This window comes from Caulobacter sp. ErkDOM-E (assembly GCF_048541895.1).
Lineage (GTDB): Bacteria > Pseudomonadota > Alphaproteobacteria > Caulobacterales > Caulobacteraceae > Caulobacter.
Map to the genome: position 1 here is coordinate 340,026 of NZ_CP183331.1, position 25,656 is coordinate 365,681.

At 67.2% G+C, this 25,656-nt stretch carries 23 protein-coding genes, 1 tRNA gene and 1 pseudogene; 12 read left to right on the top strand and 13 right to left on the bottom strand.

All coding sequences use genetic code 11. The annotated features are described in order from the left end of the window. Positions 1–3: 3 nt before the first annotated feature. The 3 genes from ACN2C7_RS01725 (at position 4) to ACN2C7_RS01735 (ending at position 4,250) form a co-directional block, all read left to right on the top strand. Positions 4–411: a sulfotransferase domain-containing protein gene (locus ACN2C7_RS01725; RefSeq protein WP_419319471.1), complete on the top strand. Its 408-nt coding sequence runs from the start codon at positions 4–6 to the stop codon at positions 409–411. Between the two features lie 642 nt (positions 412–1,053). After that, positions 1,054–2,460: a calcium-binding protein gene (locus ACN2C7_RS01730; RefSeq protein ID WP_419319473.1), complete on the top strand. Its 1,407-nt coding sequence runs from the start codon at positions 1,054–1,056 to the stop codon at positions 2,458–2,460. Between the two features lie 110 nt (positions 2,461–2,570). Continuing rightward, entirely contained in the window at positions 2,571–4,250 is a 1,680-nt protein-coding gene (locus ACN2C7_RS01735; RefSeq protein WP_419319475.1) for a glycosyltransferase family 4 protein, read from the top strand. Positions 4,251–4,661: 411 nt separating this feature from the next. On the opposite strand, the gene ACN2C7_RS01740 is transcribed toward ACN2C7_RS01735, so the two are convergent. The 3 genes from ACN2C7_RS01740 to ACN2C7_RS01750 form a co-directional block, all read right to left on the bottom strand. Continuing rightward, positions 4,662–5,669 (bottom strand): M23 family metallopeptidase, encoded by a 1,008-nt coding sequence (locus tag ACN2C7_RS01740; protein WP_419319476.1) that lies wholly within the window; start codon positions 5,667–5,669, stop codon positions 4,662–4,664. Between the two features lie 135 nt (positions 5,670–5,804). After that, positions 5,805–5,880, bottom strand: a tRNA-Ala gene (locus ACN2C7_RS01745). 152 nt (positions 5,881–6,032) lie between these two features. Then, positions 6,033–6,506, bottom strand: a complete 474-nt coding sequence (locus tag ACN2C7_RS01750; RefSeq protein ID WP_305312595.1) for a TIGR02300 family protein — start codon at positions 6,504–6,506, stop codon at positions 6,033–6,035. 115 nt (positions 6,507–6,621) lie between these two features. On the opposite strand from ACN2C7_RS01750, the gene aroA reads away from it, so the two are divergent. The 5 genes from aroA to mscL all read left to right on the top strand — a co-directional run bounded on the left by aroA (position 6,622) and on the right by mscL (position 11,708). Then, positions 6,622–7,950 (top strand): 3-phosphoshikimate 1-carboxyvinyltransferase, encoded by a 1,329-nt coding sequence (gene aroA, locus ACN2C7_RS01755; RefSeq protein WP_419319478.1) that lies wholly within the window; start codon positions 6,622–6,624, stop codon positions 7,948–7,950. A 2-nt stretch (positions 7,951–7,952) separates the two neighbouring features. Next, positions 7,953–8,603: a (d)CMP kinase gene (cmk, locus tag ACN2C7_RS01760; protein WP_419319479.1), complete on the top strand. Its 651-nt coding sequence runs from the start codon at positions 7,953–7,955 to the stop codon at positions 8,601–8,603. A gap of 130 nt (positions 8,604–8,733) precedes the next feature. Beyond that, positions 8,734–10,446: a 30S ribosomal protein S1 gene (rpsA, locus tag ACN2C7_RS01765; RefSeq protein ID WP_419319481.1), complete on the top strand. Its 1,713-nt coding sequence runs from the start codon at positions 8,734–8,736 to the stop codon at positions 10,444–10,446. Between the two features lie 419 nt (positions 10,447–10,865). Further along, the gene (locus ACN2C7_RS01770) at positions 10,866–11,150 is read left to right on the top strand and encodes an integration host factor subunit beta (RefSeq protein WP_419253242.1); all 285 of its coding nucleotides are present in this window, start codon (positions 10,866–10,868) and stop codon (positions 11,148–11,150) included. A gap of 90 nt (positions 11,151–11,240) precedes the next feature. Then, positions 11,241–11,708: a large-conductance mechanosensitive channel protein MscL gene (gene mscL, locus ACN2C7_RS01775; protein ID WP_419319483.1), complete on the top strand. Its 468-nt coding sequence runs from the start codon at positions 11,241–11,243 to the stop codon at positions 11,706–11,708. Between the two features lie 3 nt (positions 11,709–11,711). Here the strand turns inward: mscL and ACN2C7_RS01780 are convergent. From ACN2C7_RS01780 to acs, 5 genes and pseudogenes are all read right to left on the bottom strand, one after another. After that, positions 11,712–11,826: pseudogene (locus ACN2C7_RS01780) on the bottom strand (hypothetical protein); the annotation flags it as partial. Positions 11,827–11,835: 9 nt separating this feature from the next. Then, positions 11,836–14,685, bottom strand: coding sequence for a M16 family metallopeptidase (locus ACN2C7_RS01785; protein WP_419319485.1), 2,850 nt, complete (start codon positions 14,683–14,685; stop codon positions 11,836–11,838). 74 nt (positions 14,686–14,759) lie between these two features. Beyond that, the gene (locus ACN2C7_RS01790; protein ID WP_419319487.1) at positions 14,760–15,200 is read right to left on the bottom strand and encodes a thiol-disulfide oxidoreductase DCC family protein; all 441 of its coding nucleotides are present in this window, start codon (positions 15,198–15,200) and stop codon (positions 14,760–14,762) included. Then, on the bottom strand, positions 15,197–15,766 hold the full coding sequence (locus ACN2C7_RS01795) for an SRPBCC family protein (RefSeq protein WP_419319488.1): 570 nt from the start codon (positions 15,764–15,766) through the stop codon (positions 15,197–15,199). Before ACN2C7_RS01795 ends, ACN2C7_RS01790 begins: the two co-directional genes overlap by 4 nt. Before the next feature lie 33 nt (positions 15,767–15,799). Next, positions 15,800–17,740 (bottom strand): acetate--CoA ligase, encoded by a 1,941-nt coding sequence (gene acs / locus ACN2C7_RS01800; RefSeq protein ID WP_419319490.1) that lies wholly within the window; start codon positions 17,738–17,740, stop codon positions 15,800–15,802. 166 nt (positions 17,741–17,906) lie between these two features. Here acs and ACN2C7_RS01805 point away from each other — a divergent pair, with 166 nt between their 5' ends. Together ACN2C7_RS01805 and ACN2C7_RS01810 are read left to right on the top strand one after the other, a co-directional pair. Continuing rightward, positions 17,907–18,302 (top strand): hypothetical protein, encoded by a 396-nt coding sequence (locus ACN2C7_RS01805; protein ID WP_419319491.1) that lies wholly within the window; start codon positions 17,907–17,909, stop codon positions 18,300–18,302. Positions 18,303–18,418: 116 nt separating this feature from the next. After that, on the top strand, positions 18,419–19,171 hold the full coding sequence (locus ACN2C7_RS01810) for a creatininase family protein (protein WP_419319492.1): 753 nt from the start codon (positions 18,419–18,421) through the stop codon (positions 19,169–19,171). Positions 19,172–19,204: 33 nt separating this feature from the next. Here ACN2C7_RS01810 and ACN2C7_RS01815 read toward each other — a convergent pair whose 3' ends face one another. The 5 genes from ACN2C7_RS01815 to tsaD all read right to left on the bottom strand — a co-directional run bounded on the left by ACN2C7_RS01815 (position 19,205) and on the right by tsaD (position 23,899). Next, positions 19,205–21,007, bottom strand: coding sequence for a methyl-accepting chemotaxis protein (locus ACN2C7_RS01815; RefSeq protein ID WP_419319493.1), 1,803 nt, complete (start codon positions 21,005–21,007; stop codon positions 19,205–19,207). 110 nt (positions 21,008–21,117) lie between these two features. Further along, positions 21,118–21,483, bottom strand: a complete 366-nt coding sequence (locus ACN2C7_RS01820) for a Rieske (2Fe-2S) protein (RefSeq protein ID WP_419319494.1) — start codon at positions 21,481–21,483, stop codon at positions 21,118–21,120. 9 nt (positions 21,484–21,492) lie between these two features. Next, complete coding sequence (locus tag ACN2C7_RS01825) at positions 21,493–21,774, bottom strand: YciI family protein (protein ID WP_419319495.1); 282 nt, start codon at positions 21,772–21,774, stop codon at positions 21,493–21,495. 26 nt (positions 21,775–21,800) lie between these two features. Beyond that, positions 21,801–22,799: an NAD(P)H-dependent glycerol-3-phosphate dehydrogenase gene (locus ACN2C7_RS01830; protein WP_419319496.1), complete on the bottom strand. Its 999-nt coding sequence runs from the start codon at positions 22,797–22,799 to the stop codon at positions 21,801–21,803. Further along, on the bottom strand, positions 22,796–23,899 hold the full coding sequence (tsaD, locus tag ACN2C7_RS01835; protein ID WP_419319497.1) for a tRNA (adenosine(37)-N6)-threonylcarbamoyltransferase complex transferase subunit TsaD: 1,104 nt from the start codon (positions 23,897–23,899) through the stop codon (positions 22,796–22,798). Before tsaD ends, ACN2C7_RS01830 begins: the two co-directional genes overlap by 4 nt. Positions 23,900–23,972: 73 nt before the next feature. Between tsaD and hemC the strand changes: the two genes are divergently transcribed. Both hemC and ACN2C7_RS01845 read left to right on the top strand, forming a co-directional pair. Then, positions 23,973–24,929, top strand: coding sequence for a hydroxymethylbilane synthase (gene hemC, locus ACN2C7_RS01840; RefSeq protein ID WP_419319499.1), 957 nt, complete (start codon positions 23,973–23,975; stop codon positions 24,927–24,929). A gap of 3 nt (positions 24,930–24,932) precedes the next feature. Further along, on the top strand, positions 24,933–25,628 hold the full coding sequence (locus tag ACN2C7_RS01845) for a uroporphyrinogen-III synthase (protein ID WP_419319500.1): 696 nt from the start codon (positions 24,933–24,935) through the stop codon (positions 25,626–25,628). The last annotated feature ends 28 nt before the right edge of the window (positions 25,629–25,656 follow it).

Sequence of the window (25,656 nt, forward strand, 5' to 3'; positions counted from 1 at the left end):
CCGATGGAGCAGCCAAAGGTCTCGTTTCTGATCGCCGGCGTTCAAAAGGGCGGCACCACGGCGCTGTTTGACTATCTGGTCGAGCATCCCGCGCTGGAAATGCCGGCGATCAAGGAAGCGCACTTCTTTGACGACGAGCGGACGGTCGACTGGAGCGCGCCGGACTATCGTCCGTATCACGCCCTTTTCTCGCGACCCGATCCCGTGGTCCGGGGCGAAGCGACGCCGATCTACACCTACTGGCCTCGGTGCCTGGAGCGCATCGCGGCCTATAATCCCGCCATGCGCCTGATCCTGCTGTTTCGGGATCCGACCGAGCGCGCCTGGTCGCACTGGCGCATGGAGCGCGCGCGGCGCCGAGGACAGGCCCTTCGCCTGGTGCATCCGCGAGGGCCGCGCCCGCGTCGATGATCCGCAGGCCCCAGGTTATCATCGCGAGTATAGTTATGTGGAGCGTGGCTTCTACGGCGCGCAACTTGCCCGTCTCTACGCTATATTTCCGCATCAGCAGGTTCTGACTCTGAGGTCGGACGCGCTGGCCGCCGATCCGGACGGTGTTCTGGCCCGTGTGACAGATTTTCTCGATGTTCCCCGCTTTCAGCGGGCGATCACGCCTCGTCGCTCGCATGTCGGGCGGGAAATGGGCCCTGGGGACCATCCGACAGCGGAAGACGTTGCTCTGTTACGAGGCATTTATGCCGCTGATCAGAAGCTTTTCCGAGATTTGAGCGGCGGCGCTTTCGCCGGTTCAACCTAGAGGAATCGCCTCCTTGCTGCGGCCAGACGGTGCAGCGCGCTCTGGGGGTGGCTTCAGACGGTTGATTTTGTTGCAAATTTATCGCGCGGGGAGGCCGCGTGAAAACCCACGCGTTCGGCGCGTTTCGGCTGTTGCGCAATTTCCGCTGATTAGATAACTATAGCGCGGGCTTGTTTGACCTTGGTCGTCACCCTCGGGGGAACGATTAGGTACGGCTAAGGAACGCAGGTTCTCCACCTCCGTGGTGGGGGCGCAGGCGGTCTTGCGGCCCGTTGACACGATTTTGGAGAACAAGAATGGCTACCTACGTTTTCGAAACCATCACCGCCACGCAGGCGGCGGCTTTCACTCCTACCGACACCCTGATCTTCTCGACGCAGGCCGCCACCGCGACCGGCATTGTGAAGACCACGATCGCTGCGACCGCGACCTCGACCGCCAAGGACGTTTTCACCTACGGCGCTCAGTCGGTGACCTTCGCGGCTGACGCCGTGACCTCGATCACCTTCCCGGCCGGTTCGCTCTACAAGAGCCAAGCTGGCACCTTCGCCGGCGGCACCAAGGGCGACGCCCTGTACGCCACTGGCGCTGCCACCATCGACGGCGGCACCGGCGACGACCTGATCTCGGGCAGCGCCGTGGCTGACTCGGTTATCGGCGGCACTGGCGCTGACACCATCACCGGCGCTGCCGGTGCTGACAGCATCCAGGGCGGAACCGGTAACGACTCGATCAGCGCCGGCAACGACGATGACGTGATTCTGGGCGAAGCTGGCGACGACTCGATCACCGGCGGCACGGGCCTTGACGACATCAATGGTGGCGACGACGACGACACCATCTATGGCGGCAACGACGCTGACGACCTCGAAGGCGGCGACGGCGACGACATGGTCTACGGCGACAACGGCAACGACATCATCACCACCGTTGGTGGCGGCGTTGACACCGTGTTCGGCGGCGAAGGCAATGACACCGTCACCCTGACCAGCGCGCTCGCGACCGACACTGGCGACTTTGCCCAAGGCAACAAGGGCACTGACGACATCACCGGCGGCAACGGCAAGGACACCATCTACGGTGGCCAAGACGATGACGATCTGGACGGCGGCACCGGCGCTGACTACATCCAGGGCAACATCGGCGCTGACGACATCCTGGGCGGCGCCGGCAACGACACCATCCGTGGCGGTCAAGACAACGACGGCATCGCCGGCGACGCTGGCAACGACCTGATCTTCGGCGATCTGGGCGATGACACCCTGGCCGGCAACGCTGACAAGGACACCATTGACGGCGGCGCTGGCGCTGACGTCATCACCGGCGGCACCGAACAAGACGTGATGACCGGTGGCGACGGCAACGACAAGTTCGTCTTCGCGACGGGCGACTCGGTTGCTCCGACCGCTGACTCGATCACCGACTTCGCCACCGGCGACAAGCTGGTGCTGACGGCGGCTGCGGGTGGTGCTGGCTCGGCCGGCAACTACTTCGAAGGCACGGAAGACACCTACGCTGCCGCTGCTGCGACCGCTGCGGTGAAGATGAACGGTACGGACGTTGACTACGTGGCCATCCAAGTTGGTGGCGACGTGTTCTTCTTCTACGATCAAACCAGCGCGGCGACGACGTTCGACAACGTCATCGTTCTGGCCGGTTCGGACCTGACCGACATCTCGTTCAGCTCGATCGCTCTGACCTAAGAGCTCTTCTTCAGAGCTAAGATTGTGGGGCCATCCTTCGGGGTGGCCCCCTTTTTTTGTCCAGATTTCGCCCAGGGGCCCGTGGCCATCGGGTTGTGAGTGCCAGGCCCATGTCAAACGCGGCGATCTATCTCAATCCGGAAGCCTTCGACACCAAGACCAAGGCCCTGATGGGTCGTCACGCGGCAGGCGAGAGCTTTCTGCGCGGCTTTCGGCTGCATGCCGATGTCGAGCGGCATGTATTCTGGAACGTGGCCGGGCGGCCTGCCGCCGACATGCAGGCCTTCGTCGACGCCGTCGAGCCCAGCCCCAAGCCGGTCACCTGGCTGACTGCGGGCGATCGTCGGGGTATTGCCCGGATGGGGGCTGTCAGCCTCAGTTCGCCGCAGATCGCACGCGAGGCCTGGGCGCGGCGCGTCCTCGGCGATGCGGCCTACGGAATCTGCGGCATTACTCACACGACCGCGACGGCTCGCGCCATGGACGCCATCGGCGCCTTGCTGACCGCTCCGGTCAAACCCTGGGACGCCCTGATCTGCACCTCACGCGCTGTCCGCGCCGCCGTTGAGCGCCAGCTGGAAGCGACCGAGGATTATCTCGCCCAGACCCTGGGCGCCTCAAGGCTGACCCGACCCCAGCTGGAAGTCATCCCGCTGGGCGTCAATGTCGCCGACTTCATCACCACGCCGGCCCAGAAGAAAGACTGGCGCGAAAGACTCGGCATCGCCGACGATACGGTCGTGGCCCTCTATGTCGGCCGCTTCAGCGCCGCCGCCAAGATGAACCCCCTGCCGATGGCCATGGCCCTGGAGCGCGCGGCGGTTCGCTCGGGCAAGAAGCTCGCCTGGGTCGTGGCCGGCTGGGCGCCGACCGAGGACCTGACCGCCCGCTATCACGATGACAGCCGGGCCTGTTGCCCCAGCGTCCAGTATATCGCCCTGGACGGGCGGGAACCCGATGTCCGCTTCTCGATCTGGGCCGTGGGCGACATCTTTCTGTCCTTGTCGGACAATGTGCAGGAAACCTTTGGCCTGACCCCGGTCGAGGCCATGGCTGCCGGCATGCCCAATGTGGTGTCCGACTGGGACGGCTACCGCGACACCGTGCGTCACGGGATCGACGGCTTCCGCATCGCCACCTACGCGCCCCGCCCCGGAACCGGTGAGGACATCGCCTATCGTCATGCCAATGACTGGGTGAATTACGAAACCTATGTCGCCGCAACCAGCCAGACCAATGTCGTGGACATCGACCAGGCCGCTCAAGCTATCGCCACGCTGGCCCGTGACCCCGAGCTGCGCGCCCGCATGGGCGCTGCGGCCCGGGAACGGGCGGTGACGGAATTTGACTGGGCGCGGATCATCCCCCGCTACCAGGCGCTGTGGGGCGCCATGAACGCCCGACGCCTGGCCGAGCCCGCCCCGACGCCGGCGGCGCGCAATCTGGTCAACAACCCTTGGCGGATGGACCCCTATACGCTGTTCGCCGCCTATCCGACCGAGTTCCTGACCGGCACCTCGATGATCCGCGCCAGGCCGGACCTCACCTGGGCGCAGGTCAAGGCGGCGACCGGCTCGGTGATGACTCGCGAGGGTGGCTTTGCCCTGCCCCCTGAGGCCGAGATCGTCAGCCTGGTCGAACGGCTTGCCGTCGAGCGCCAGACCAGCGTCCAAGATCTGCTGGCCAACTTTCCCGCGCCGCGCCGTGTGCTCCTGGAGCGCGGCGTGCTTTGGCTGGCCAAGTATGGCCTGATCGAGATCCTGGGGCGCTCCGACCGCATACCCGACTAGGGAATTTTCCGGCGCAGTGGACGCCGGTTCGTCGTCAGAAAATGCGTTAAAACAAGAGACTAGAGCATTTCACCGATCCAATTGGATCGGCAAATATCCTAGCGCCTGAAATGCCCGCCATCTAGCGCTGCAAGCTACCCGTTCGACGCTAACGCAAGGAGGGTGAACAACGCCGTGGCGCCCAGCGTGGCCGGCGTCACGCCAGCCCCTGCCTCGCCTTCAACCCCAGGCGGGTCGCCAAGGCGCAGCCCCAAAACTCGAACGGCCGAGCCGCAAAACCATTAAGTTTCGCAACCCGGCCGGAGTGACACAGCCGCGCTGGAGAACAAGGCTGAGATAAGAATATGCCACAGATCAGGTTCACCTGAAAGGGGAAACGCCCGTCTATCGGGGGTCGTCGACACAAGATCGTTAAATTGTGATCGACCACGTGGTGTCGACCACCGTCGCTCCCGCGTTGTTCACCACGTATCGGCCTTCGTAACGTCCCCTGGGCCAGCCCCCGGCCGGCGCCTTTTTGCCCGTGAACAGCACATACTGCGCCTTGGCGCTAGTCAATGGGGCGACCTCATTGACGCTCACAACGCTGCCGTCCGGCCCCCTGAGGGTCAGGCGAGCCTGGTCGCCGACCTTGAGGCCGATGGATCGCACATAGGCCACCAGCGGCGTCGCTGCGCCGGGCGTCGGCAGGTTTCCGGCCTCGACCTCGGCCATGCCGGCAGGCCCCGCCGCGAAGCCCTTGTTGAGTACGGCTCGCGGCCTGTAAGCCAGCTTGCCGGCCGCCGCAGCCGTCCACAGCCCGCCGCCCGAGCTACAGGCCCCGGCGGCGCCCGGAGCGGGCGCGAAGGGGTCGACCACCTCATTGTCGCGTCGCACGGTAAAATGCAGGTGCGGATATTCGGTCTGTCCCGAAAGCCCGACCTGACCCAGGGGCTGGCCCCGCTTGATCGCCTGGCCGGCCTTCACCACCAGAGAGCCCTGGCGCATGTGGCAGTACTGGGTGACCAGGCCGCCGCCATGATCGATCACCAGACCATTGCCGCATTCCTGGCCTTTCACGGCCTCAAGACCGGTTGTCTTCACCGAGATGTCGGCCACCCCGTCGCGCAGCCTGGACACGGTCCCGTCGGCCGCCGCCAGCACCGCCACGCCGGCCTTCTGGGCCCGAAGGTCCGGCAAGCGGAAATCGACGCCGTTGTGGCCTTCATAGGTCAGGGAGCCGCACCGGAAGTCCCTGGCGCCGGGGCCCGGATCGCGGTCGACGAGGTTCTGAACCTCGCAGCTGACGCCGATCTCGCACTGGATGGGAAGGGACAGTCCCGCGCCTGGAGCGCCTCCGACATCGGGCGCCAGGGCCAGCAAGGGCAGGCTCCCCAGGGTCGACAGGGCCAGACACGACATCGCCAGCATTGGCCGCATGGATCTTCTCCGCCTCGTCGCCCGCACGCGCCGCGGGGCCGACAGGAATGATCGCATGTAAGGGCGGAAGTTTGTCGCGCCGTCGAGAGGAGGCAGACATGGAAACGGCCGCTCCCTTTAGGGAAGCGGCCGTCTTGGTGGAGCTTAGCGGAGTCGAACCGCTGACCTCTTGCATGCCATGCAAGCGCTCTACCAGCTGAGCTAAAGCCCCGAGGTCCTTGGTTTCCCAAGAGAACCCTGGTGTGTCCCGCCTGTTCCGATCTGGTCGGGCCCGGCGAGGCGCGGAACCTATGCCGGGAGGATTTTTGGATCAACCCTCCCGGCGAACTTTTTCGAAGAATTTTTCGAACGTCGTTCGAGGTCTTAGCGATCGTCGTCGTCGGCGCCCGGAAGGCCTTCGATTTCGTTCTCGAGAGCGTCTTCGTCCTCGTCCTCGTCTTCGAGGAAGGGCACGTCGTCGGCTTCGTCTTCGGCGAGATCCTCGTCCTCGGCGAAGTCGACGCCCAGGTCGTCACCGCCCGCAGGGGTCGGCGTGCCCGGATCGGCGTCTTCGTCATCGGTCTCGATGACGTCGGGCTCGACCTTGTCGATTTCCGGGGTCTCATCGACCTCGTCCTCGAAGCCGTCCTCATCCTTCGGAGGCGGAGCGGGCTTCTCGTCCTCGGCGTCATAGTCCGGCGTGACGGCGCGCGCACGGACGCGGCGCGATTTCAGCGCCTCTTCCGGGTCGAACGACTCGCCGCACTTGGGGCACAGCGCCGGGCGACGGCCCAGGTCATAGAATTTCGATTGGCAGTTGGGGCAAATTTGTTTTGCGCCCAATTCGGGATTGGCCAAGAGGCGAACCTTTGATCCAGATGGGAAAAGCGGCCGGTGACTTGCCATGGCCAAGGCCCGCTGTCAAAAGCAATCCCCTCGCGAACCCCACCATGATCAGGGAGCCGGTTAAGGCATGACGGCGGCTGGACTGAAAAGCGGGCCCAGCGGAGCCCTTCGAGGGACCGTTCGCGCCCCGGGCGACAAGTCGATTTCGCACCGCTCGATGATCCTGGGCGCTCTGGCCAGTGGCACGACCACGGTCGAGGGCCTGCTCGAGGGCGACGACGTGCTCGCGACCGCCCGGGCCATGCGCGCCTTTGGCGCGCGGGTCGAGCAGGAAGGCGTCGGCCGCTGGCGCATCGAGGGCCAGGGCGGTTTCGCCGAGCCGACCGATGTCATCGACTGCGGCAATGCCGGCACCGGTGTCCGCCTGATCATGGGCGCGGCGGCGGGTTTTGCCATGTGTTCGACCTTCACCGGCGACGCATCCTTGCGCGGACGACCGATGGGCCGGGTGCTGGATCCCCTGGCGCGCATGGGCGCGACCTGGCTGGGCCGCGACAGGGGGCGCCTGCCCCTGACCCTGAAGGGCGGCAATCTGCGCGGCCTGGCCTATCGCCTGCCGATGGCCTCGGCCCAGGTGAAGTCGGCCGTGCTGCTGGCCGGTCTGCACGCCGAGGGCGGCGTCGAGGTGATCGAACCCGAAGCCACCCGCGACCACACCGAGCGCATGCTGCGCGCCTTCGGGGCCGAGGTGATCGTCGAGGACCGTGACGGCATTCGCCACATCCGTCTGCCCGAGGGCCAGAAGCTGACCGGGACGCATGTCTCGGTGCCGGGTGATCCGTCGTCGGCGGCTTTCCCGCTGGTCGCCGGCCTGATCGTTCCGGGTTCGGAGGTCACGGTCGAGGGCGTGATGCTCAACGCCCTGCGCACCGGCCTGTTCACGACGCTGCAGGAGATGGGCGCGGATCTGGTGATCTCGAACGTCCGGATGTCCAGCGGCGAGGAGGTCGGCGACATCACCGCCCGCTATTCCTCGCTGAGGGGTGTGGTCGTGCCGCCCGAGCGGGCTCCGGCGATGATCGATGAGTATCCCATCCTGGCGGTCGCGGCCGCCTTCGCCGACGGTCCGACCGTCATGCGCGGCATCGGCGAGATGCGGGTCAAGGAAAGCGACCGCATCGCCCTGACGGCGGCGGGCCTCACGGCCTGCGGCGTCACGGTCGAGGAAGAGCCCGAAGGCATGACGGTCGTCGGCACGCGGGGCGGCAATCACCCCGTGCGCGGCGGCGGCCTGGTCCACACCCACGGCGATCACCGCATCGCCATGAGCCATCTGATCCTCGGCATGGCCGCCCAGCAGGGCGTGGCCGTTGACGAGCCGGGCATGATCGCCACCAGCTTCCCGGGCTTCGCCGACCTGATGCGCGGCCTCGGCGCGGATCTGGCGGAGGCCTGAGCATGGGGTTCGTGATCGCCGTCGACGGCCCCGCCGCCTCGGGCAAGGGCACGGTCGCCAGTCGGCTGGCGGCGCTCTATGGCTATGCGATGCTGGACACCGGCCTGCTCTATCGCGCTGTCGGCGTGCGACTGCTGGCGACCGGCGGCGATCTGGATGACGCCGCCGCTGCCGAGGCCGCAGCCAAGGGGCTGGACCTGGCCGAACTGGAGAGGGCCGAGGTTCGCACCCGCGCCGCCGGCGAGGCGGCCAGCCGGGTTGCCGTCCATACCGGTGTCCGCGCGGCCCTGTTTGATCTCCAGCGGCAGTTCACGACCCGCGAGCCCGGTTCGGTGATCGACGGGCGAGACATCGGCACGGTCATCGCCCCCGATGCGCCGGCCAAGCTTTACGTGACCGCGACACCGGAGATCCGGGCGGAACGCCGGTGGAAGCAGCTGTCCGGACAGGGCGAAGCTGTCGCCTACGCCGATGTGCTGGCCGACATCCACAGGCGCGACGCGCGGGACTCCGGCCGCGACAGCGCGCCCATGACCCAAGCCTCAGACGCCGTCTTGCTCGATACGTCGGAAATGACTATAGAGCAGGCCTTCGATGCGGCCCGCCGCATTGTCGAGACGGCGCGCGCCCGGTTGGGAAACCTCCCGGGCTAATCTAACGCCCGCCTCGCCGCCGCTTAGGAAGCCGCGGTCCGCATGAAAATCCTTATCACCCGGAATCCCCAGAACCGTCATTCGGCGGCTTCATTGTGGGGCGTCCCTCAACACGAGACTAAACATCAGCATGGCTGACGATATGAGCTTCAACCCGACGCGCGACGATTTCGAAGCGCTGCTTAACGATTCCATGGGCGGCCGCGACTTCGCGGAAGGCACCGTCGTCAAGGGTATCGTTGTCGGTATCGAGAAGGACTTCGCGATCATCGACGTCGGTCTGAAGACCGAAGGTCGCGTTCCCCAGAAGGAATTCGGCGTTGATGACGCCGGCAAGCCCACCATCAAGGTCGGCGACCACGTCGAAGTCTTCCTGGAACGCCTGGAAAACGCCCTCGGCGAAGCGGTCATCAGCCGCGAAAAGGCCAAGCGCGAAGAAGCCTGGACCCGTCTGGAAGGCGTCTACGCCCAGAACGTGCCCGTCATGGGCGCCATCGTCGGCCGCGTCAAAGGCGGCTTCACCGTCGACCTGGGCGGCGCCTCGGCGTTCCTGCCCGGCTCGCAGGTCGACATCCGCCCGGTGCGCGACGTCGGCCCGCTCATGGGCAAGGAACAGCCCTTCGCCATCCTCAAGATGGACCGTCCGCGCGGCAACATCGTCGTCTCGCGTCGCGCCATCCTGGAAGAAGCCCGCGCCGAGCAGCGCACCGAACTGGTGTCGCAGCTGCAAGAGGGTGAAATCCGCGAAGGCGTCGTCAAGAACATCACCGACTATGGTGCGTTCGTTGACCTGGGCGGCATCGACGGCCTGCTGCACGTCACCGACATGAGCTGGAAGCGCGTCAACCACCCGAGCCAAGTGCTCGCCGTGGGCGACACCGTGAAGGTCCAGATCGTCAAGATCAACCCGGACACCCAGCGCATCAGCCTCGGCATGAAGCAGCTGCAGTCCGATCCGTGGGACGGCGTGGAAGCGAAGTACCCGGTCGGCGCCAAGTTCACGGGCCGCATCACCAACATCACCGACTACGGCGCGTTTGTTGAGCTGGAAGCCGGCGTTGAAGGCCTGGTCCACGTCTCGGAAATGTCCTGGACCAAGAAGAACGTCCACCCCGGCAAGATCGTCTCGACCTCGCAAGAAGTCGACGTGGTCGTGCTGGACGTCGATCCGTCCAAGCGCCGCGTTTCGCTGGGCCTGAAGCAGGCTCTGGCCAACCCGTGGGATTCGTTCCTCGAAACTCACCCGGTCGGCTCGACCGTCGAAGGCGAAGTCAAGAACGCGACCGAGTTCGGTCTGTTCATCGGCCTCGACAACGACATCGACGGCATGGTGCACCTGTCGGACATCGACTGGAGCGCCTCGGGCGAAGAAGCCATGGCCCGCTACAAGAAGGGCGACATGGTCAAGGCGAAGGTTCTCGACGTTGACGTCGAGAAGGAACGCATCTCGCTGGGCATCAAGCAGCTGGGCGGCGATCCGATGTCGGGCGACACCTATCGCAAGAGCCAGACCGTCACTGTGACCGTGACCGAAGTGACCACCGGCGGCATCGAAGTTCGCTTCGGCGAAGACGACGCCCTGATGACCGCGTTCATCCGCAAGTCGGACCTGTCGCGCGATCGTCAAGAGCAACGTCCGGAACGCTTCGCCGTGGGTGACCGCATCGACGCTCAGATCACCAACATCGACAAGGCGGCTCGCCGCGTTTCGATGTCGATCAAGTCGCTGGAAATGGCCGAAGAGAAGGAAGCCATCGAGCAGTTCGGCTCGTCGGACTCCGGCGCTTCGCTGGGCGACATCCTGGGCGCGGCTCTGCGCGAGCGGGCCACCCCCAAGGAATAGTCTTTCGCCCCTTCACCGGGACTGAAGTCAGCGGCGGCCGGAGCGATCCGGCCGCCGTTTTTCTTTGCGCCATCCTGCGTCTTGTTCGGCTAAGTCCTTGGACGGCGACGCCTTTGGTGAAGACAGCGCTCACCACGATGATCCCGATCGAGCGTCTAAACTGCGCGTTTCCCCGGTCCGGACGTCACGAGATGCGTTTCAACCGAAATCCCAGGCAATTTGCGAGAAGCTTGCGCACTTTCGCCGAGGCTCGGCATGCGAACCCAGATTGAGGAGAAAATCCGGGATATCCTGTCTGTGTCGCTTCGAATGGGCGCCCAGGTCGGGCGGGAGAATCTCAACCTGCCTCTTGAAGACTCAACCACCCTTGGGCAAAGGTCCGCACGCGCCAGTTCCTCCCTCCGGCGCCGGGGATATCGATGATCAAGTCTGAACTCATCGCCAGGCTCGCGAATGAAAATCCGCACCTGACGCAGAAAGACGTCGAGCGCGTTGTCAGCGTCATTCTGGAGCGCATGATTGGCGCTCTGGAAGGTGGCGGTCGCGTCGAACTTCGGGGCTTTGGCGCGCTGTCGGTGCGCTCGCGCCCGGCGCGCTCCGGCCGCAATCCGCGCACGGGCGAAACCGTCGATGTGCGCGCCAAGCATGTGCCGTTCTTCAAGAGCGGCAAGGAACTGCGGGCCCGGCTCAACGCCGACGAGTAGTCAGGCGGACCGCCTGGCCCGGCCTTGACCGGACCGACCGAACGCCGCCAGTTTCGCCCCTTCAGCAAGGCTAATCGGCGAGACCGGGTCATGAGTGTCATCAAGGAATTTCGCGAGTTCATCTCGCGCGGCAACGTCATTGATCTGGCCGTCGGCGTGATCATCGGCGCGGCCTTCAATGGCATCGTCAAGAGCCTGGTCGACCAGGTGATCATGCCGCCGATCGGTCTGCTGACCGGCGGCCTCGACTTCTCCAAGCTGGAATGGGTGCTCAAGCCCGAAAACGCGGCCACCGAGGCCGTGGAGAAGGTCGCCGTTCAGTACGGGGCCTTCATTAACACCCTGATCCAGTTCCTGATCGTGGCGGCCGTGGTCTTCCTGCTGGTCAAGGTCGTCAACGGCATCCGCCGCGCCGACGCCGCCGAGCCCGCGCCGGAAGCGCCCGCCGCCCCAACGGCCCAGGAGGCCCTGTTGACGGAGATCCGGGATCTGTTGGCCAAGGGCGGGGCGCCCAAGGCGACTGTCGCCAAGAAGGCTCCGGCGTCTAAAGCACCATAATGTTGTCATCCCGGCCGCACCCCGGCGAAGGCTGGGGGAAGAGCCGGGACCCAGGGGCGACCACAGTGCGCCGGCCCCTGGGTCCCGGGCAGCCTCTGCGAGGCTTCCGGGATGACAAAGGTGAGAGTTATTTCCCGTTGGTCAGCGTCGGACTGTCGAGGTCCAGTTTGGCGGCCGGGATCACCGTGGCGTTCGGCACGGCGGCGGGCAGGGTGTCACCCATCGCTTTCAGGTCGCCGGCCACGATGATGCTGGTCTGGGCGGGGTCCATCATCGACTTGGCGAAGGCCTGAACGTCGCTGGCGCTGACGGCCTCGACCTTGCTCGCATAGCTCTGGATCTCGTTCAGCGGCACGCCATAGACGGCCAGGTTGCCCAGGATGTCAGCCAGGCCCTCGGAGGTGCCGAGGTCACGGCCAAAGCCGCCGACCAGAACCGACTTGCGCGCCGTCAGTTCGCTGGCCGAGGCTGGCTCGGCCGCCAGACGGGTCAGTTCGGCCTGGACCAGGCTGACCACCTGACCGGCGGACTCGTTCTTGGTCTGCACCCGGGCCGAGAAGCCGCCGAACTGGCCCTGCGGGGTCAGGCTGGAACCCGCGCCGTAGGACAGGCCGCGCTTGATGCGGATTTCCTGGTTCAGACGCGAGGAATAGCCCACGCCCAGCACCGCATTGGTCACCAGGCCCGAATAGTAGTTGGGGTCGGCGCGGGTGATGGCCGGCTTGGCCAGGGTCACGGCCGCCTGTCCGGTGCCGGGCAGGTCAATGACCACATTGCGCGGCTTGTAGCCGGTCGGGGCGGCCGGCGTGGCCGGCGGCGGCGTGGCGGGTTTCTTCCAGCCGCCGAACGCGGTCTGCGCCAGGGCGAAGCCGGCTTCCGGCGACAGGTTGCCGGTCAGGACCAGGACGGCATTGTCCGGACGCCAGGCGGCCGAGTGCAGCTTGACCAGGTCCTCGCGCTTGATCTTCGGCAGCGAGCCGGGCGTGCCGCCGGCCACGTGGCCATAGGCCGAGCCGGCATAGAGCACCGGGGCTGTTGCGTAGGCCGCCAGGCTGCCCGGGCGCTGATAGGCGACCGACAGGCCATCCAGGGTCTCGGCGCGAACACGGTCCAGCTCCTCGGCCTTGAAGACCGGGTTCTGGGCGACGTCGGCCATGATCGCCATGGCCGGGCCAGCCTTGTCGGCGATGACGCTGAGGGTCAGGGACGAGGCTTCCCAGCCCGAGCCGGCCGCCAGATTGGCGCCCAGGGCTTCGGTCTGCCGGGCGATATCGACCGCGCCGCGGGTCTTGGTGCCCTCGGTCAGAAGGTCGGCGGTCAGACTGGACGCGCCGGCCAGGCCGGCCGGATCAGAGCTGGCGCCGCCCCGCACGGTCAGGTCGGCGGTGATCAGCGGCAGGTCGCTGGACTTGGCCACGATCACCCGCAGACCGTTGGCCAGGGTCTTCTCGACCGGCGAGGGCAGGACGGCGGCGATCGGGGCGGCAACGGCAGGGATCTTCTGGCGCTCGCCCTCGGGGGCCAGGGTGAAGACCGTGCCGTTGAACTTCACCGAGGCGACCTTGGGCGGGGCCGGGGTGTTGTCCTTCTCGCCGGCCGGCCTGGCCGATTCCGGCAGGTAGCGGATGGACGTGCGGCGATCGTCGGCCAGCCACTTTTTCGCGACCCGCTGGACGTCGGCGGCGGTGACCGCCTGCAGGCCGGCCAGGTTGGTGTTGGCGCGTGCCGCGTCGCCGTCGGTCAGCAGAGCGTAGCCGATGGCGAAGGCGCGGCCGTCGATCTCTTCACGGCGGCGCACGGCGTCCGCCAGCAGGCCGGTCTTGGCCTCGGCCAGTTCAGCGGCGGTCGGCGGGGCGTCGCGCAGGCGGGCGACCTGGGCCAGCAGGGCGGCTTCGCCCTGATCCACCGTCTTGCCGCCGCCCATGATGGCGCCGACATAGAACAGGCCCGGCTGAGCGTTGGTCGGGCCCGAGGAGAACACCGACTGGGCGATCTGCTGCTCATAGACCAGGGTGTCGTAGAGCCGCGAGGACTTGCCGGCTGATAGGATGGCGTCCAGCACGGCCAGGGCCGGGGCGTCCTGGTCGGCCGAGGCCGGAGCCAGCCAGGTGATCGCCACCGCCGGCAGCGGCACATTGGGGCCATAGGTGTTGACGGTCTTCGGGCCGGTGCGCGGCGGCTCGACCACCGTGACCCTGGGCAGCGGCGTGGCCGGAGCCTTCAGCGGCGCGAAATACTTGTCGGTCAGGGCGGTCAGCTGGGCGTCGTCGAAATTGCCGGCCACGATCAGGGCGGCGTTGTCGGGGCGATAATAGGTGGCGTGGAAGGCGCGCACGTCATCGACAGTGGCCGCGTCCAGCTCCTCGATCGAGCCGATGCCCGGGCGCTTGTAGGGGTGAGTGGTGAACGACTGCTGCGGCACATAGAGGGCGAACAGACGGCCATAGGGATCGGCCAGAACGCGCTGGCGCAGTTCTTCCTTCACCACATCGCGTTCGGAGGCGAAGCCTGCCTCGTCGATCACCAGGGTGCTCATGCGGTCGGCCTCGGCCCACAGCAGGCGCTCCAGATGATTGGCCGGCACCACCTCGTAGTAGTTGGTGAAGTCGTCATAGGTGGAGGCGTTGTTGAAGCCGCCGACATCCTCGGTCAGCCGGTCGAGGGTCTCGTTGGGCATGTTGCGCGTGGCCTTGAACATGATGTGTTCAAAGAGGTGCGCGAAGCCCGAACGGCCTTCAGGATCGTCCTTCGAGCCGACGCCGTACCAGACCTGCACCGTCACGTTCGGCGTGGTCGTATCGCGGGCCGTGAACACCTTCAGGCCATTGGCCAGCACGCGCTCCTGGTAGACGATCGGCGGCACGCTGATCGATGGCGCGCCCATCTTGTCTTGGGGCGCCGCGAAGGCCATGGGCGACAGGGCGGTGGTCGAAAGAGCCAGCGCCACGAGGGCGGCCTTGGCGACGGGACGGATCATTCGGGGTGAGCTCCAGCAAACGCGGTTGCGCCGACCCTATCATCGCCCCGCCGGGGCGAAAGCTTACCGTCTTGTCATGAAGCGATTGTCGGAGGCTCCAGGATGAACCGGGCTTGCTGGGCGCGCGAGGGGACCATGCAGGCGTCCTTCTTCCCCATCAGCCGATAGCGGTTGGCGGCCAGCCAGTCATAGGCGGCGTCGGCCGGCCGCCTGGGCAGGCGATCGACAAAGGCCAGCCAGCGCCACGGCGCGTTGAGCCGGCGCAGCAAGGCGCCGATGGCGGCGGTCTTTTCCAGGCCCCGGCCATGGTCGATGAACAGGAAGCTGGCGGGGGTGTCCGGGTCGATCCCGTGGGTGATGGCCAGCTGGCGGCCATAGGGCGACTGGATTGGCGTGAAACGGATGACGCCCTCGCGATCCAGCCTCAGCACCAATGTGACCGAGCCCGAGCAGAGATTGCACACGCCGTCGAACAGCCACAGGCCATCAGGCAGGTCCTGCGAGGCCGGGCTCACTCGGCCTCCTGGCATTCCCGGCGCAAGGCCCTCAGGGCGTCGGGGACGTCGCGGCGCATCAGGCCGCTGAGCATGGGCGCCGGCAGGGCGAAGGGCGCCGCCGCCCACATCTCATAGGTCACGCGGGTGGCGGTCCCGGACTTGATCGGCTCCAGCGTCCAGGACCCCTCGCACGCGCGGATGTCGCCGCCGATGCAGGTGAAGCGGATGCTGCGCTCAGGGTCCAGGTCGACGCGCGAGGTCGAGCGCAGGGTCGGCAGGAAGAAGCCCCACTTGACCAGATGCTCGCGCCGTTCCGAGCGGCCGTCCACTGCGCGCGACAGCACCCGGCAGCGCTTGACCCCCGGGGTCATGCGGGCCGCACGATCGCAGTCGAGGATCGTGCGCCAGACCACGGCCACGGGGGCGGGAATATCGATGGCCGCCCTCACCATGCCGCCGCGTCCCCTGGCGTCGGCATGGGCCTCGATGGGGATCTCGCCCGCCCGCAGGCGGTCCGTCCAGGCGCCGTCGGCCAGAGCCGGGCTGGCCAGAAACATCAGGGCAAGGGAAAGTCGCCGGCTCATCATCCTGACGCTAACGCGCCGATGGCCTCGCCGTCACGCGCCGGCGCGATTTTTCACCAGATCATCGACGACCGACGGATCGGCCAGGGTCGAGGTGTCACCCAGGCTGGTGAGGTCGTTCTCGGCGATCTTGCGCAGAATGCGGCGCATGATCTTGCCCGACCGGGTCTTGGGAAGGCCCGGGGCCCACTGGATGACGTCCGGCGCAGCGAACGGGCCGATCTCGTGGCGGACCCACAGCACCAGCGCCTTGCGCAGATCATCGGTCGGGGTGACGTCGGCGTTCAGGGTGACATAGGCATAGACGCCCTGACCCTTGATGTCGTGCGGGCACCCGACCACGGCGGCCTCGGCGACGGTTTCGTGGGCGACGAGCGCGCTCTCGATCTCGGCGGTGCCCAGGCGGTGGCCCGAGACATTGATCACGTCATCGACCCGGCCGGTGATCCAGTAATAGCCGTCGGCGTCGCGGCGGCAGCCGTCGCCGGTGAAGTACTTGCCGGGATAGGTGCTGAAATAGGTCTCGAAGAACCGGCCGTGGTCGCCATAGACCGTGCGCATCATGCCCGGCCAGCTGTCGGTGATCACCAGGTTGCCTTCGGTCGCGCCGTCCAGAACCGCGCCTTCAGCGTCGACCAGCTGCGGCTTGACGCCGGGCAGGGGCCTGGAGGCCGAGCCGGGCTTCAGGGCCGTCGCGCCGGGCAGTGGCGTGATCAGCATGCCGCCGGTCTCGGTCTGCCACCAGGTGTCGACGATCGGCAGTTTCGCCTTGCCGACCACGCGGTGGTACCAGAGCCAGGCCTCCGGATTGATCGGCTCGCCGACACTGCCCAGCAGGCGCAGCGACGAAAGATCGTTCTTGGTGACGTGCTCGTCGCCCTCGCGCATCAGGGCCCGCAGGGCGGTGGGGGCGGTATAGAAGATCTCGACCTTGTGCTTGTCGATCACCTCCCAGAACCGGCTGGGGGTGGGATAGTTGGGCACGCCCTCGAAGATCAGACTGGTCCCGCCATTGGCCAGCGGGCCGTAGACCACATAGCTGTGGCCGGTCACCCAACCCACGTCGGCCGTGCACCAGAAGACTTCGCCGGGTTTGTAGTCAAAGACGGCCCAGAAGGTCCACGACGCCCAGGCCAGATAGCCGCCGGTCGTGTGCAGCACGCCCTTGGGCTTTCCGGTCGAGCCGGAGGTGTAGAGGATGAACAGCGGATCCTCGGCGTTCATCGGTTCGGGCGCGCACTCGGCCGAGACCGCTTCGCGCACGTCCTGCCAGACGATGTCGCGGTTCTTGACCAGGGGCACGTCGGCCCCGGTCCAGCGGACCATCAGCACCTTGCCGACCCACGGGCAGCTCTTCAGGGCCTCGTCGATATTGGCCTTCAGCGGCACGCGCTTGCCGCCGCGCTTGCCCTCGTCGGCGGTGATCACGAAGTGCGAGGCGCAGTCCTGGATGCGGCCGGCGATGCTGTCAGGCGAAAAGCCGCCAAACACCACCGAATGCACGGCGCCGATCCGGGCGCAGGCCAGCATGGCGACGGCCGCGATCGGGATCATCGGCAGATAGATCGTCACCCGGTCGCCCTTCTGGACGCCTTGGGCCTTGAGGACGTTGGCCATGCGGCAAACCTCCTCGTGCAGCTGGCCATAGGTCAGTGTGTCCGAGGTTCCCGGCTCGTCGCCCTCGAAGATCAGGGCGACCTCGTCCTTCCTGTGCGGCAGATGACGGTCGATGCAGTTGGCGCTGACGTTCAGCACCCCGTCGGCATACCAATGGATGCGGAAATCGTCCTTGTCGAACGAGACGTCCTTGATCTGGGTGGGCGGCTTGATCCAGTCGAGGCGAGCGGCGATGTCGCGCCAATAGCCGTCCGGATCGGCCTCGACGCGGGCGAGGGCGGCCTCATAGGCGGCGGCGTCGATATGGGCCTGCCGCGCCAGGGCCTCTGGAACCGGGAAAACCTGTCCGTCGCTCACGCCATCTACTCCCTTGGTCTTGTTGGGCGGGAGTTATGCGCGGCCCGTCCCGGGGCGCAAGAAGACCAATGAAGAATCGCCATTTGGCTGGCTGGATCTTGTTGTCCGTTCGGATTGTGCGCGCCGCTTTCACGCCCTACCGTCGAGATTCACTTGGGAGTCCCAAATGCATCCATTGAAAAGGTTGCTGTTCGTTGCCGCGATTCCTGTGGCGTTCGCGGCCGGCGTGGCAGGCTCCGACGGAATCCGATCCACGATCTGGATGTTTCGCGGGTCAGTCGATATCGACTGCATCGATCATGCTGTATGTGTGGGTGCCGAGGCTCCAGCGGTCTTCAGCAGAGTGAACAGAGACCGGTACGGACTAACCAGCGTTTTCTGTGAGGACGCTAGTACACCTGACAAATTCATCCGTCTTGACCAGGTGGTTGCGGGGAAGACCTGCGAAACCTCAAACTTCCGTGTCGAGCTGAGGAATCCAACCCTCCGCACCTTGATCAAGGTGCGGGGCGGCAAAGTCACTGGCATCACTCAAGGTCCGCTACACGTCATCGACTTGTGATGCCGACAGACGACGCAAAAAGGATCGGCGGCGTTGTCGGATGAGATTAAAGCGATGAGGAATTGTCGGCTCGGACTTGCCGGGTCCCGCTCAGATTGTTCGCGGAGTTTCCAGCCATGCTGCTCGCCCTCTCCACTTGGTCCGAGATCGAGACCTTTCTGAAGACCTCAAAGACTGTGGTCGTGCCTATCGGCTCCAATGAGCAGCACGGACCCACGGGCCTTCTGGGCACGGACTGGCTGTGCCCGGAGATCATCTCGCACGAGGCCCAGAAGCTGTCGGACACCGTGCTGGTGGCCCCGACCTTCAATATCGGCATGGCCCAGCATCACCTGGCCTTTCCGGGCACCATCTTCCTGCGCCCCTCGACCTTCATCGCCGCGATCGGCGACTGGGTGCGGTCGCTGGGCGCGCACGGCTTTGAACGGATCTATTTTCTCAACGGCCACGGCGGCAATGTCGCCTCGATCGAGGCGGCGTTCTCGGAGATCTATGCGGATTACAGCTTCCGCGGCGCGCGGGCGCCGTTCGCCCTGAAGCTGAAGAACTGGTGGGACCTGGCCGGCGTCAACGCCCTGGCCAACCGGCAATTCCCGGTGGGTCACGGCAGCCATGCGACGCCGTCCGAGATCGCGGTGACCCAGTGGGCCTATCCGGAAACCATCAAGACCACGGCCTATGAGCCCAAGATCGCGCCCACCGGCCCGATCCGCGAGGCCCTGGACTTCCGCGCCCGCTATCCCGACGGCCGCATGGGCTCGGACCCGGCCCTGGCCACGCCGGAAAAGGGCGGCGAACTGGTGGCGATGGCGGCCAAGTCTCTGATCGAGGATCTGGCGGCCTTTTCGGCGGAGAAGGCTCCAGCCTAAAAGCACATAAGTCTTGTTTGCCTTGAACGCGGTTTAAGCCGCCCGCCGCTGGGCGACCCGGCCATCGGCGATCCGCAATTCACCCATGCGCTCGGCCAGACGTGTGGCTTCCTGAGCCAGAGCGTGGCTGGCGGCGGTGGTCTCCTCGACCATGGCCGCGTTCTGCTGGGTGACCTGGTCCATCTGGTTCATGGTCGTATTGACCTCGGCCAGGCCGCGGGCCTGTTCCTGGGCAGAGGCCGCCATGGCGCCGACCAGGGCGTCGATCTGGTCGACCTCGTCGGCAATGGCGCGCAGGGCCTCGCCCGCCTTGCCGACATATTCGACCCCCTGGCCGACCTCGGCCGCACTGGTGGCGATCAGGGTCTTGATTTGCTTGGCGGCGTCGGCGGAGCGCTGGGCCAGGGCCCGGACTTCCTGGGCGACGACGGCGAAGCCGCGACCGGCCTCGCCGGCCCGGGCGGCCTCGACCCCGGCGTTGAGGGCCAGAAGATTGGTCTGGAAGGCGATCTCGTCGATCACACCGATGATCTGGCCGATCTGGCTGGAAGACTTTTCAATCGCGCCCATGGCGCCGACCGCCTGGTCCACGACCGCGCCGCTGTTGCCGGCGGCAGTGCGGGCCGCTTCGACAACCTTGCGGACGCGATTGGCCCCTTCGGCGGTCTGGCGCACCGTGCTGGTGATTTCGTCAAGGGCGGCGGCGGCCTCCTCGAGGCTGGCGGCCTGATGCTCGGTGCGGCGCGACAGGTCGTCAGCGGCCTCGGTGATCTCGGCGGCGCCGCCATGGATCAGCGAAACGCCTTCCAGCGAAGCGGCGATCACACCCGACAACTTGTCGACAGCAGCGTTGTAGTCGATGCGCAGGCGCTCATAGCCTTCGGGGAATTGCTGATCGATGCGGTGCGACAGGTCGCCGTTCGACAGGTGGCGCAAGGCGTCGCCCAGGTTGCCGACCACGGCGTTCTGAGCCGCATCTTCAGAGGCGCGGCGGGTCTCGGCGGCGCGGCGTTCGGCTTCCAGGGCCTCGCGGACATCGGTGGCTTTGAGCTCCTTCTGACACGCCTCGACGGCGTCGCGGAAGGCGTGGACGGCGGAGGCCATCTCGCCGATCTCGTCCTTGCGCCCCAGCTTGGGCAGGGCGGCCGAGAAGTCGCCGACCGCCAGTCGCCGCAGGCAGCGGGTGATCTCGGACAGAGGCGCGATCAGGACCCTTTGGGCGGCCAGGATCAGGCCCACGGCCAGGGCGGCGGCGGACAGCAGCAGGGCCCCCATCACGATCTGGCCCAAGACGCCCAGGCTTCGGGCCGCTTCGGCATCGCGGGTGGCGGCCGCCTCAATCTTCCCGGAGGCCTGCTCCATCTTGTCTTCAAGGATCGCGAACTGGTTGTTGAAGTCCGGCAGCAGGCTGCGGGCGGCGGCTGGATCGGTATCGGCTACGGCGATCAGGCCCGAGGCGGCGGCGATATAGGCGCCCAGTGGGGGCTCGACGTCCTTCAGGGCGGCCTCGATCGCCGGATCATGCGCAAGCTGTTCTGCGGCCTTGATATCCTCTTCGAAGGCCGCGACGTGCTCGGCGAGGTCGGCGCGAACGGCCTTGATGTCGAACCCCAGGGCCGGGTCGCTGGACATGATGGCCCCGCCGACATCGCCACGCAGGGCGTCGTGCATCATGTCGGCGTGCATGTGCAGGCGCAGGATGCGAGACGACGTCGAGGCGCGTTCGAGGGCCTTGTCGAGGCTGAACGCCACCCAAAGTCCGGTGCCCGCTGTCGCCGCGCAGAGGAGGGCCGCGCCGCCGCACGCCCCGACAATCTTCTGGCCCAGTGACGCCATGTGACCGTCTCTCCCGTCAGAAATCGCTTCCGTTGGGGAAGATCATGGGGCCGACATGTCTAACCGATCTTAACTCTACCTTGGCGGGGAAGCGACAAAACGTCGCGCGGTCAGGTAGTACGCACCTCGCCCGCCTGGATCCGCACCGGCCAGGGCGTCAGGGTCTGACCCGGGCAGGGACCGGCCAGGCAGACGCCGTCCTCGATGCGGAACAGGGCTGCGTGGCCGCCGCACAGGATCAGGTCGTTGTCGCGGGTCAGATATCGCCCGGCGAAGCCCGCCATGGGCCAGCCGGCATGCGGACAGCTGTCGACATAGCCGAACACGGCCTCACCCTGTCGCACCACGAAGCCTGCGAACAGGGCCTCGTCCTGGCGGAAGCGAAACCCCTTGGCGCCGGGCGAGGGGATCTCGTCCAGCGCGCAGAGCACCGTCCCGGGAGCCGGGCGGGCAGGATTGTCGGGGTCGGATCGCACGAGCGGACGCTAGAGCTCGCCGATCGCCAGGCGCCAGGGACGGACCTCGACGCTCTCGAACACGCCGGCGGCGGTAAAGGGGTCGTTGTCAGCCTGGGCCTGGGCGGCGGCCAGATCGTCGGCCTCGACGATCAGCAGGGAGCCGATCGGATTGCCGTCCTCGCCCAGCAGGGCGCCGGCCAGCTTCAGCCCGGTCGACGTCTTCAGATAGTCGAGATGAACAGGACGGGTGGCCAGACGCGTCTCGAGCGCGCCGGGCTTGTCCTTGCAGGTGATGGCGAAGAGGGGCATCGGGCGCTCCTTATATATAACAGCGTTCAGGCTTCGGATTTTAGCGGGCGCGACAGCAGCCCCGCGATGGCGGCGTCGACCTGCGCCTCGCCCGCCAGGATGGCGGCGACGGCCTGGCAGATCGGCATCTCGACCCCCAGGCGCGCAGCCAGGTCGCGGACGGCCGGGGCCGAGGCGACGCCCTCCGCCACCGACAGCTTGCCGGCCAGGGCCTCGGCCAGGGTCATGCCGCTACCCAGGGCCAGGCCGACGCTCATGTTGCGCGATTGCGGGCTGGAGCAGGTCAGGACCAGGTCGCCCAGGCCGCACAGGCCGGCCACGGTCTCGGCCTTGGCCCCCAGAGCCATGGCCAGGCGGGTCAGTTCGGCGAAGCCCCGGGTGATCAGGGCGGCGTGGGCGCTGCGGCCCAGGCCCTTGCCCTCGACGATGCCGCAGGCGATGGCCAGCACGTTCTTGACCGCCCCGCCGGCCTCGGCCCCGATCATGTCGGCGGCGATATAGGGGCGGAATGTGGGGGTGGCGATGGCCTCGGCGATGGCGCGGCCCAGCGCCTCGTCCTCGCAGGCCAGGGTGACGGCGGTCGGCAGGTTGCGGGCCACCTCGCCGGCGAAGCTAGGGCCCGACAGCACGGCCAGAGGCGCGCCGGGCAGGGCCTCGGCGGCGACCTCGGTCATCAGCTTCAGCGTGCCCTGCTCGACGCCCTTGGCGCACAGCACCACCGGAACGCCGGGACGCAGATGCGGGGCCAGGGCCTTGAGGGCCGAGCGTAGATGCTGGGCCGGGGCGACGGCCAGGATCAGGTCGCAGGACGCCAGGCCGGCCAAGTCGGCGACGGCGGCGATCTCGGGCTCCAGCACGACGCCGGGCAGGAATAGTGTGTTCTCGCGTTTGGCGGCGATGCTCTCGACCACCTCTGTCTCGCGGGCCTGCAGCGTGACCCGCAGACCAGCCCGGGCGCCGACCTGGGCCAGGGCCGTGCCCCAGGCTCCGGCGCCGATGACGCCGGCGTGTCTGAACGTGGTCATGCCTTGGCTCCCTTGCGACCGAAACTGTTGCTCGGATTGGATAACGCCGCCGCCTCGTCCAGCGGCCAACGCGGCCGGGCGACGGCATCGAGATCGTCTGAAATCCCCAAAGCCAGCCGCTCGGCGCCGGCCAGGGCGATCATCGCGGCGTTGTCGGTGCAATAGACCAGCGGCGGGGCGTCGAACGAATAGCCGTTGTCGTCGCAGTTCCTGCGGAGCGCCGCCTTGACCGCGCCATTGGCCGCGACGCCGCCGGCCACCACGAAGCGCAGCGGCTGATCTGGATGGCTCTCTTTGTAAAGCTTCATCGCCCGGTCGGTGCGTTCCGACAGCTGGCGGGCGATGGCGGCCTGCACGGCGGCGGCCAGATCGGCGCGCGACTGTTCATCCGTGATCTTCTCGGCTTGGCGCGCCGCAGCGGTCTTCAGGCCCGAGAACGAGAAGTCGCAATCCTTGCGGCCCAACAGGGCGCGCGGCAGCTCGAACTTGGAGCCGTCGCCGGTGGCGGCGAGCTTTTCCAGCGCCGGCCCGCCCGGATAGGGCAGGCCCAGGGACTTGGCGATCTTGTCGAAAGCCTCGCCGGCCGCATCATCGATGGTGGTGCCCAGGCGGGTGCAGGCCCCGACCCCGGCGACCTCCAGCAACTGGCAGTGCCCGCCCGAGACCAGCAGCAGCAGGAAGGGATAGGGAATGTCGGCTCCCAGCCGGGCCGAGACCGCATGGCCCTCCAGATGATTGACCGCCACCAGGGGAATGTTGCGGGCCAGGGCCACGGCCTTGCCGAACGCCAGCCCGACCATCACCCCGCCCACCAGGCCTGGGCCGGCCGTGGCGGCGACGCCGTCGATCTGGTCGAAGCCGATGCCCGCCGCGCGCATGGCCTCGGCGGCGATGGCGTCGATGGCCTCGACATGGGCGCGGGCGGCGATTTCCGGCACCACCCCGCCGAACGGGGCGTGTTGCTCGAACTGGGTGCCGATGATCGAGGACAGCACCGTGACCGTTCCGTCACCCTCACGGCGCACGACCGAGGCCGCAGTCTCGTCGCAGCTGGTCTCCAGGCCAAGGATGGTCAGGCCGAGGGTCGTGGAATTTGGCATTCGGTTGCGGGGTTCCCGCCGCTCCTGTAGCAGCGATGGCTTCAATCTTGTCTCCGCAGGTAACGTTCCCACCGTGTCCCGGCAACCTCCCATCCGTATTGGCGCCCGTGGCTCCAAGCTGTCCCTGGCTCAGTCCGGTCTCATGCAGGCGCGGATCGCCGCTGCGCTCGGCGGATCGCCCGGCGAGGAAGAGGCCTATGCGCCCCTGATCCCGATCGTCACCACCGGCGACCGCATCCAGGATCGCCGCCTGATGGAGATCGGCGGCAAGGGCCTGTTCACCAAGGAAATCGAGGAAGCCCTGCTGGACGGCCGCATCGACTGCGCCATCCACTCGCTGAAGGACATGCCGGCCGAACTGCCGCCGGGCCTGATCCTGGCCGCCACGCCCGAGCGCGAGGATCCCCGCGACGCCTTTATCAGCAATATCTGCGATCGTCTGGAAGACCTGCCCCACGGCGCGCGCCTGGGCACGGCGTCCTTGCGTCGTCAGGCTCAGGCCCTGCATGTGCGCCCGGACCTTGAGATCGTCATGCTGCGCGGCAATGTCGACACCCGCCTGGCCAAGCTGGAACGCGGCGAGGCCGACGCCATCCTGCTGGCGCAGTCGGGCCTGAACCGTCTTGGCCTGGGTCACCTGCCGAAGAGCTGGCTCGACCCGATCGCCTGTCCGCCGGCCCCGGGCCAGGGCGCCCTGGTCATAGAGACGCGCCTTGAAGATGTGAACGCCGGCTGGCTCGACGCCGTCCGCTGCCGTCCCACCACGATCTGCGTCGCCGCCGAGCGCGGCGCGCTCTACGCCCTGGAAGGCTCGTGCCGCACCGCCATCGGCGCCTACGCCATCCTCGACGGCCAGCGCCTGTCGATGATCGTCGAGGCCCTGACCCCTGACGGCGTGCAGCGGTTCCGGCGCGAGGGCGACGTCACGCTCGACGGCTCCGACGATGTCGCGGCCGCTCGGCAGCTGGGCCTGTCTCTGGGCGCGGCCGTGCGGGCCGAGGGCGGCGACGCCCTGATCCTGCCGGACTAGCCGATGCGCAGGGGCGGCACGGTCTGGATCACCCGCGCGCGCCCCGGCGCCGAGGCGACCGCCCGCCGCGTTGAGGCCATGGGCTTTAAGGCGCTCGTCGATCCCCTGCTGGAGATCCGGTTTCTCGCGCCGGTGGTCGACTTGGCCGGGATCACGGCTCTGGCCTTCACCAGCGCCAACGGCGTCGAGGCCTTCGCGCGCCTGACTGCCGCGCGCGACCTTCCGGTGTTCGCCGTGGGCGATGCGACGGCCCGCGCGGCCCGGGTGGCGGGATTTTCCGAGTCTTTCAGCGCCGACGGCGATGTCGAGGCGCTAGCCGCGCTGATCGCACGAACCTGCCCAGGGACTGTTCTGGCGGTCAGCGCCCGCGAGCCCGCCGCCGACCTGCCGGCGCTGCTGGCCCGTGCGGGGGTAGCGGCGCGGGCCCTGGCTGTCTATGCCACGATCGACCGCCCGCCTGGGCCTGGGACCCTGGGGCAATTGGCCGGGCTCGAGGCCGTGCTGCTGCAGTCTCCCCGCGCCGCGCGAGGGCTGGCCTCTCTTCTCGACCAGGCGCCGGCGCCGGCGCTTGCGGCCCTGTGTCTGTCGCCGGCCGTGGCGGAACCGCTCCTGGCGGCGCACCGCCTGGGCCGCATCGGCTCTGTGGCCTTTGCGCCTCGACCCCATGAATCTGACCTGCTCGATCTGCTTGGGCGATAGCTGCACATTGCGCGGCGGTGCGGCGTGG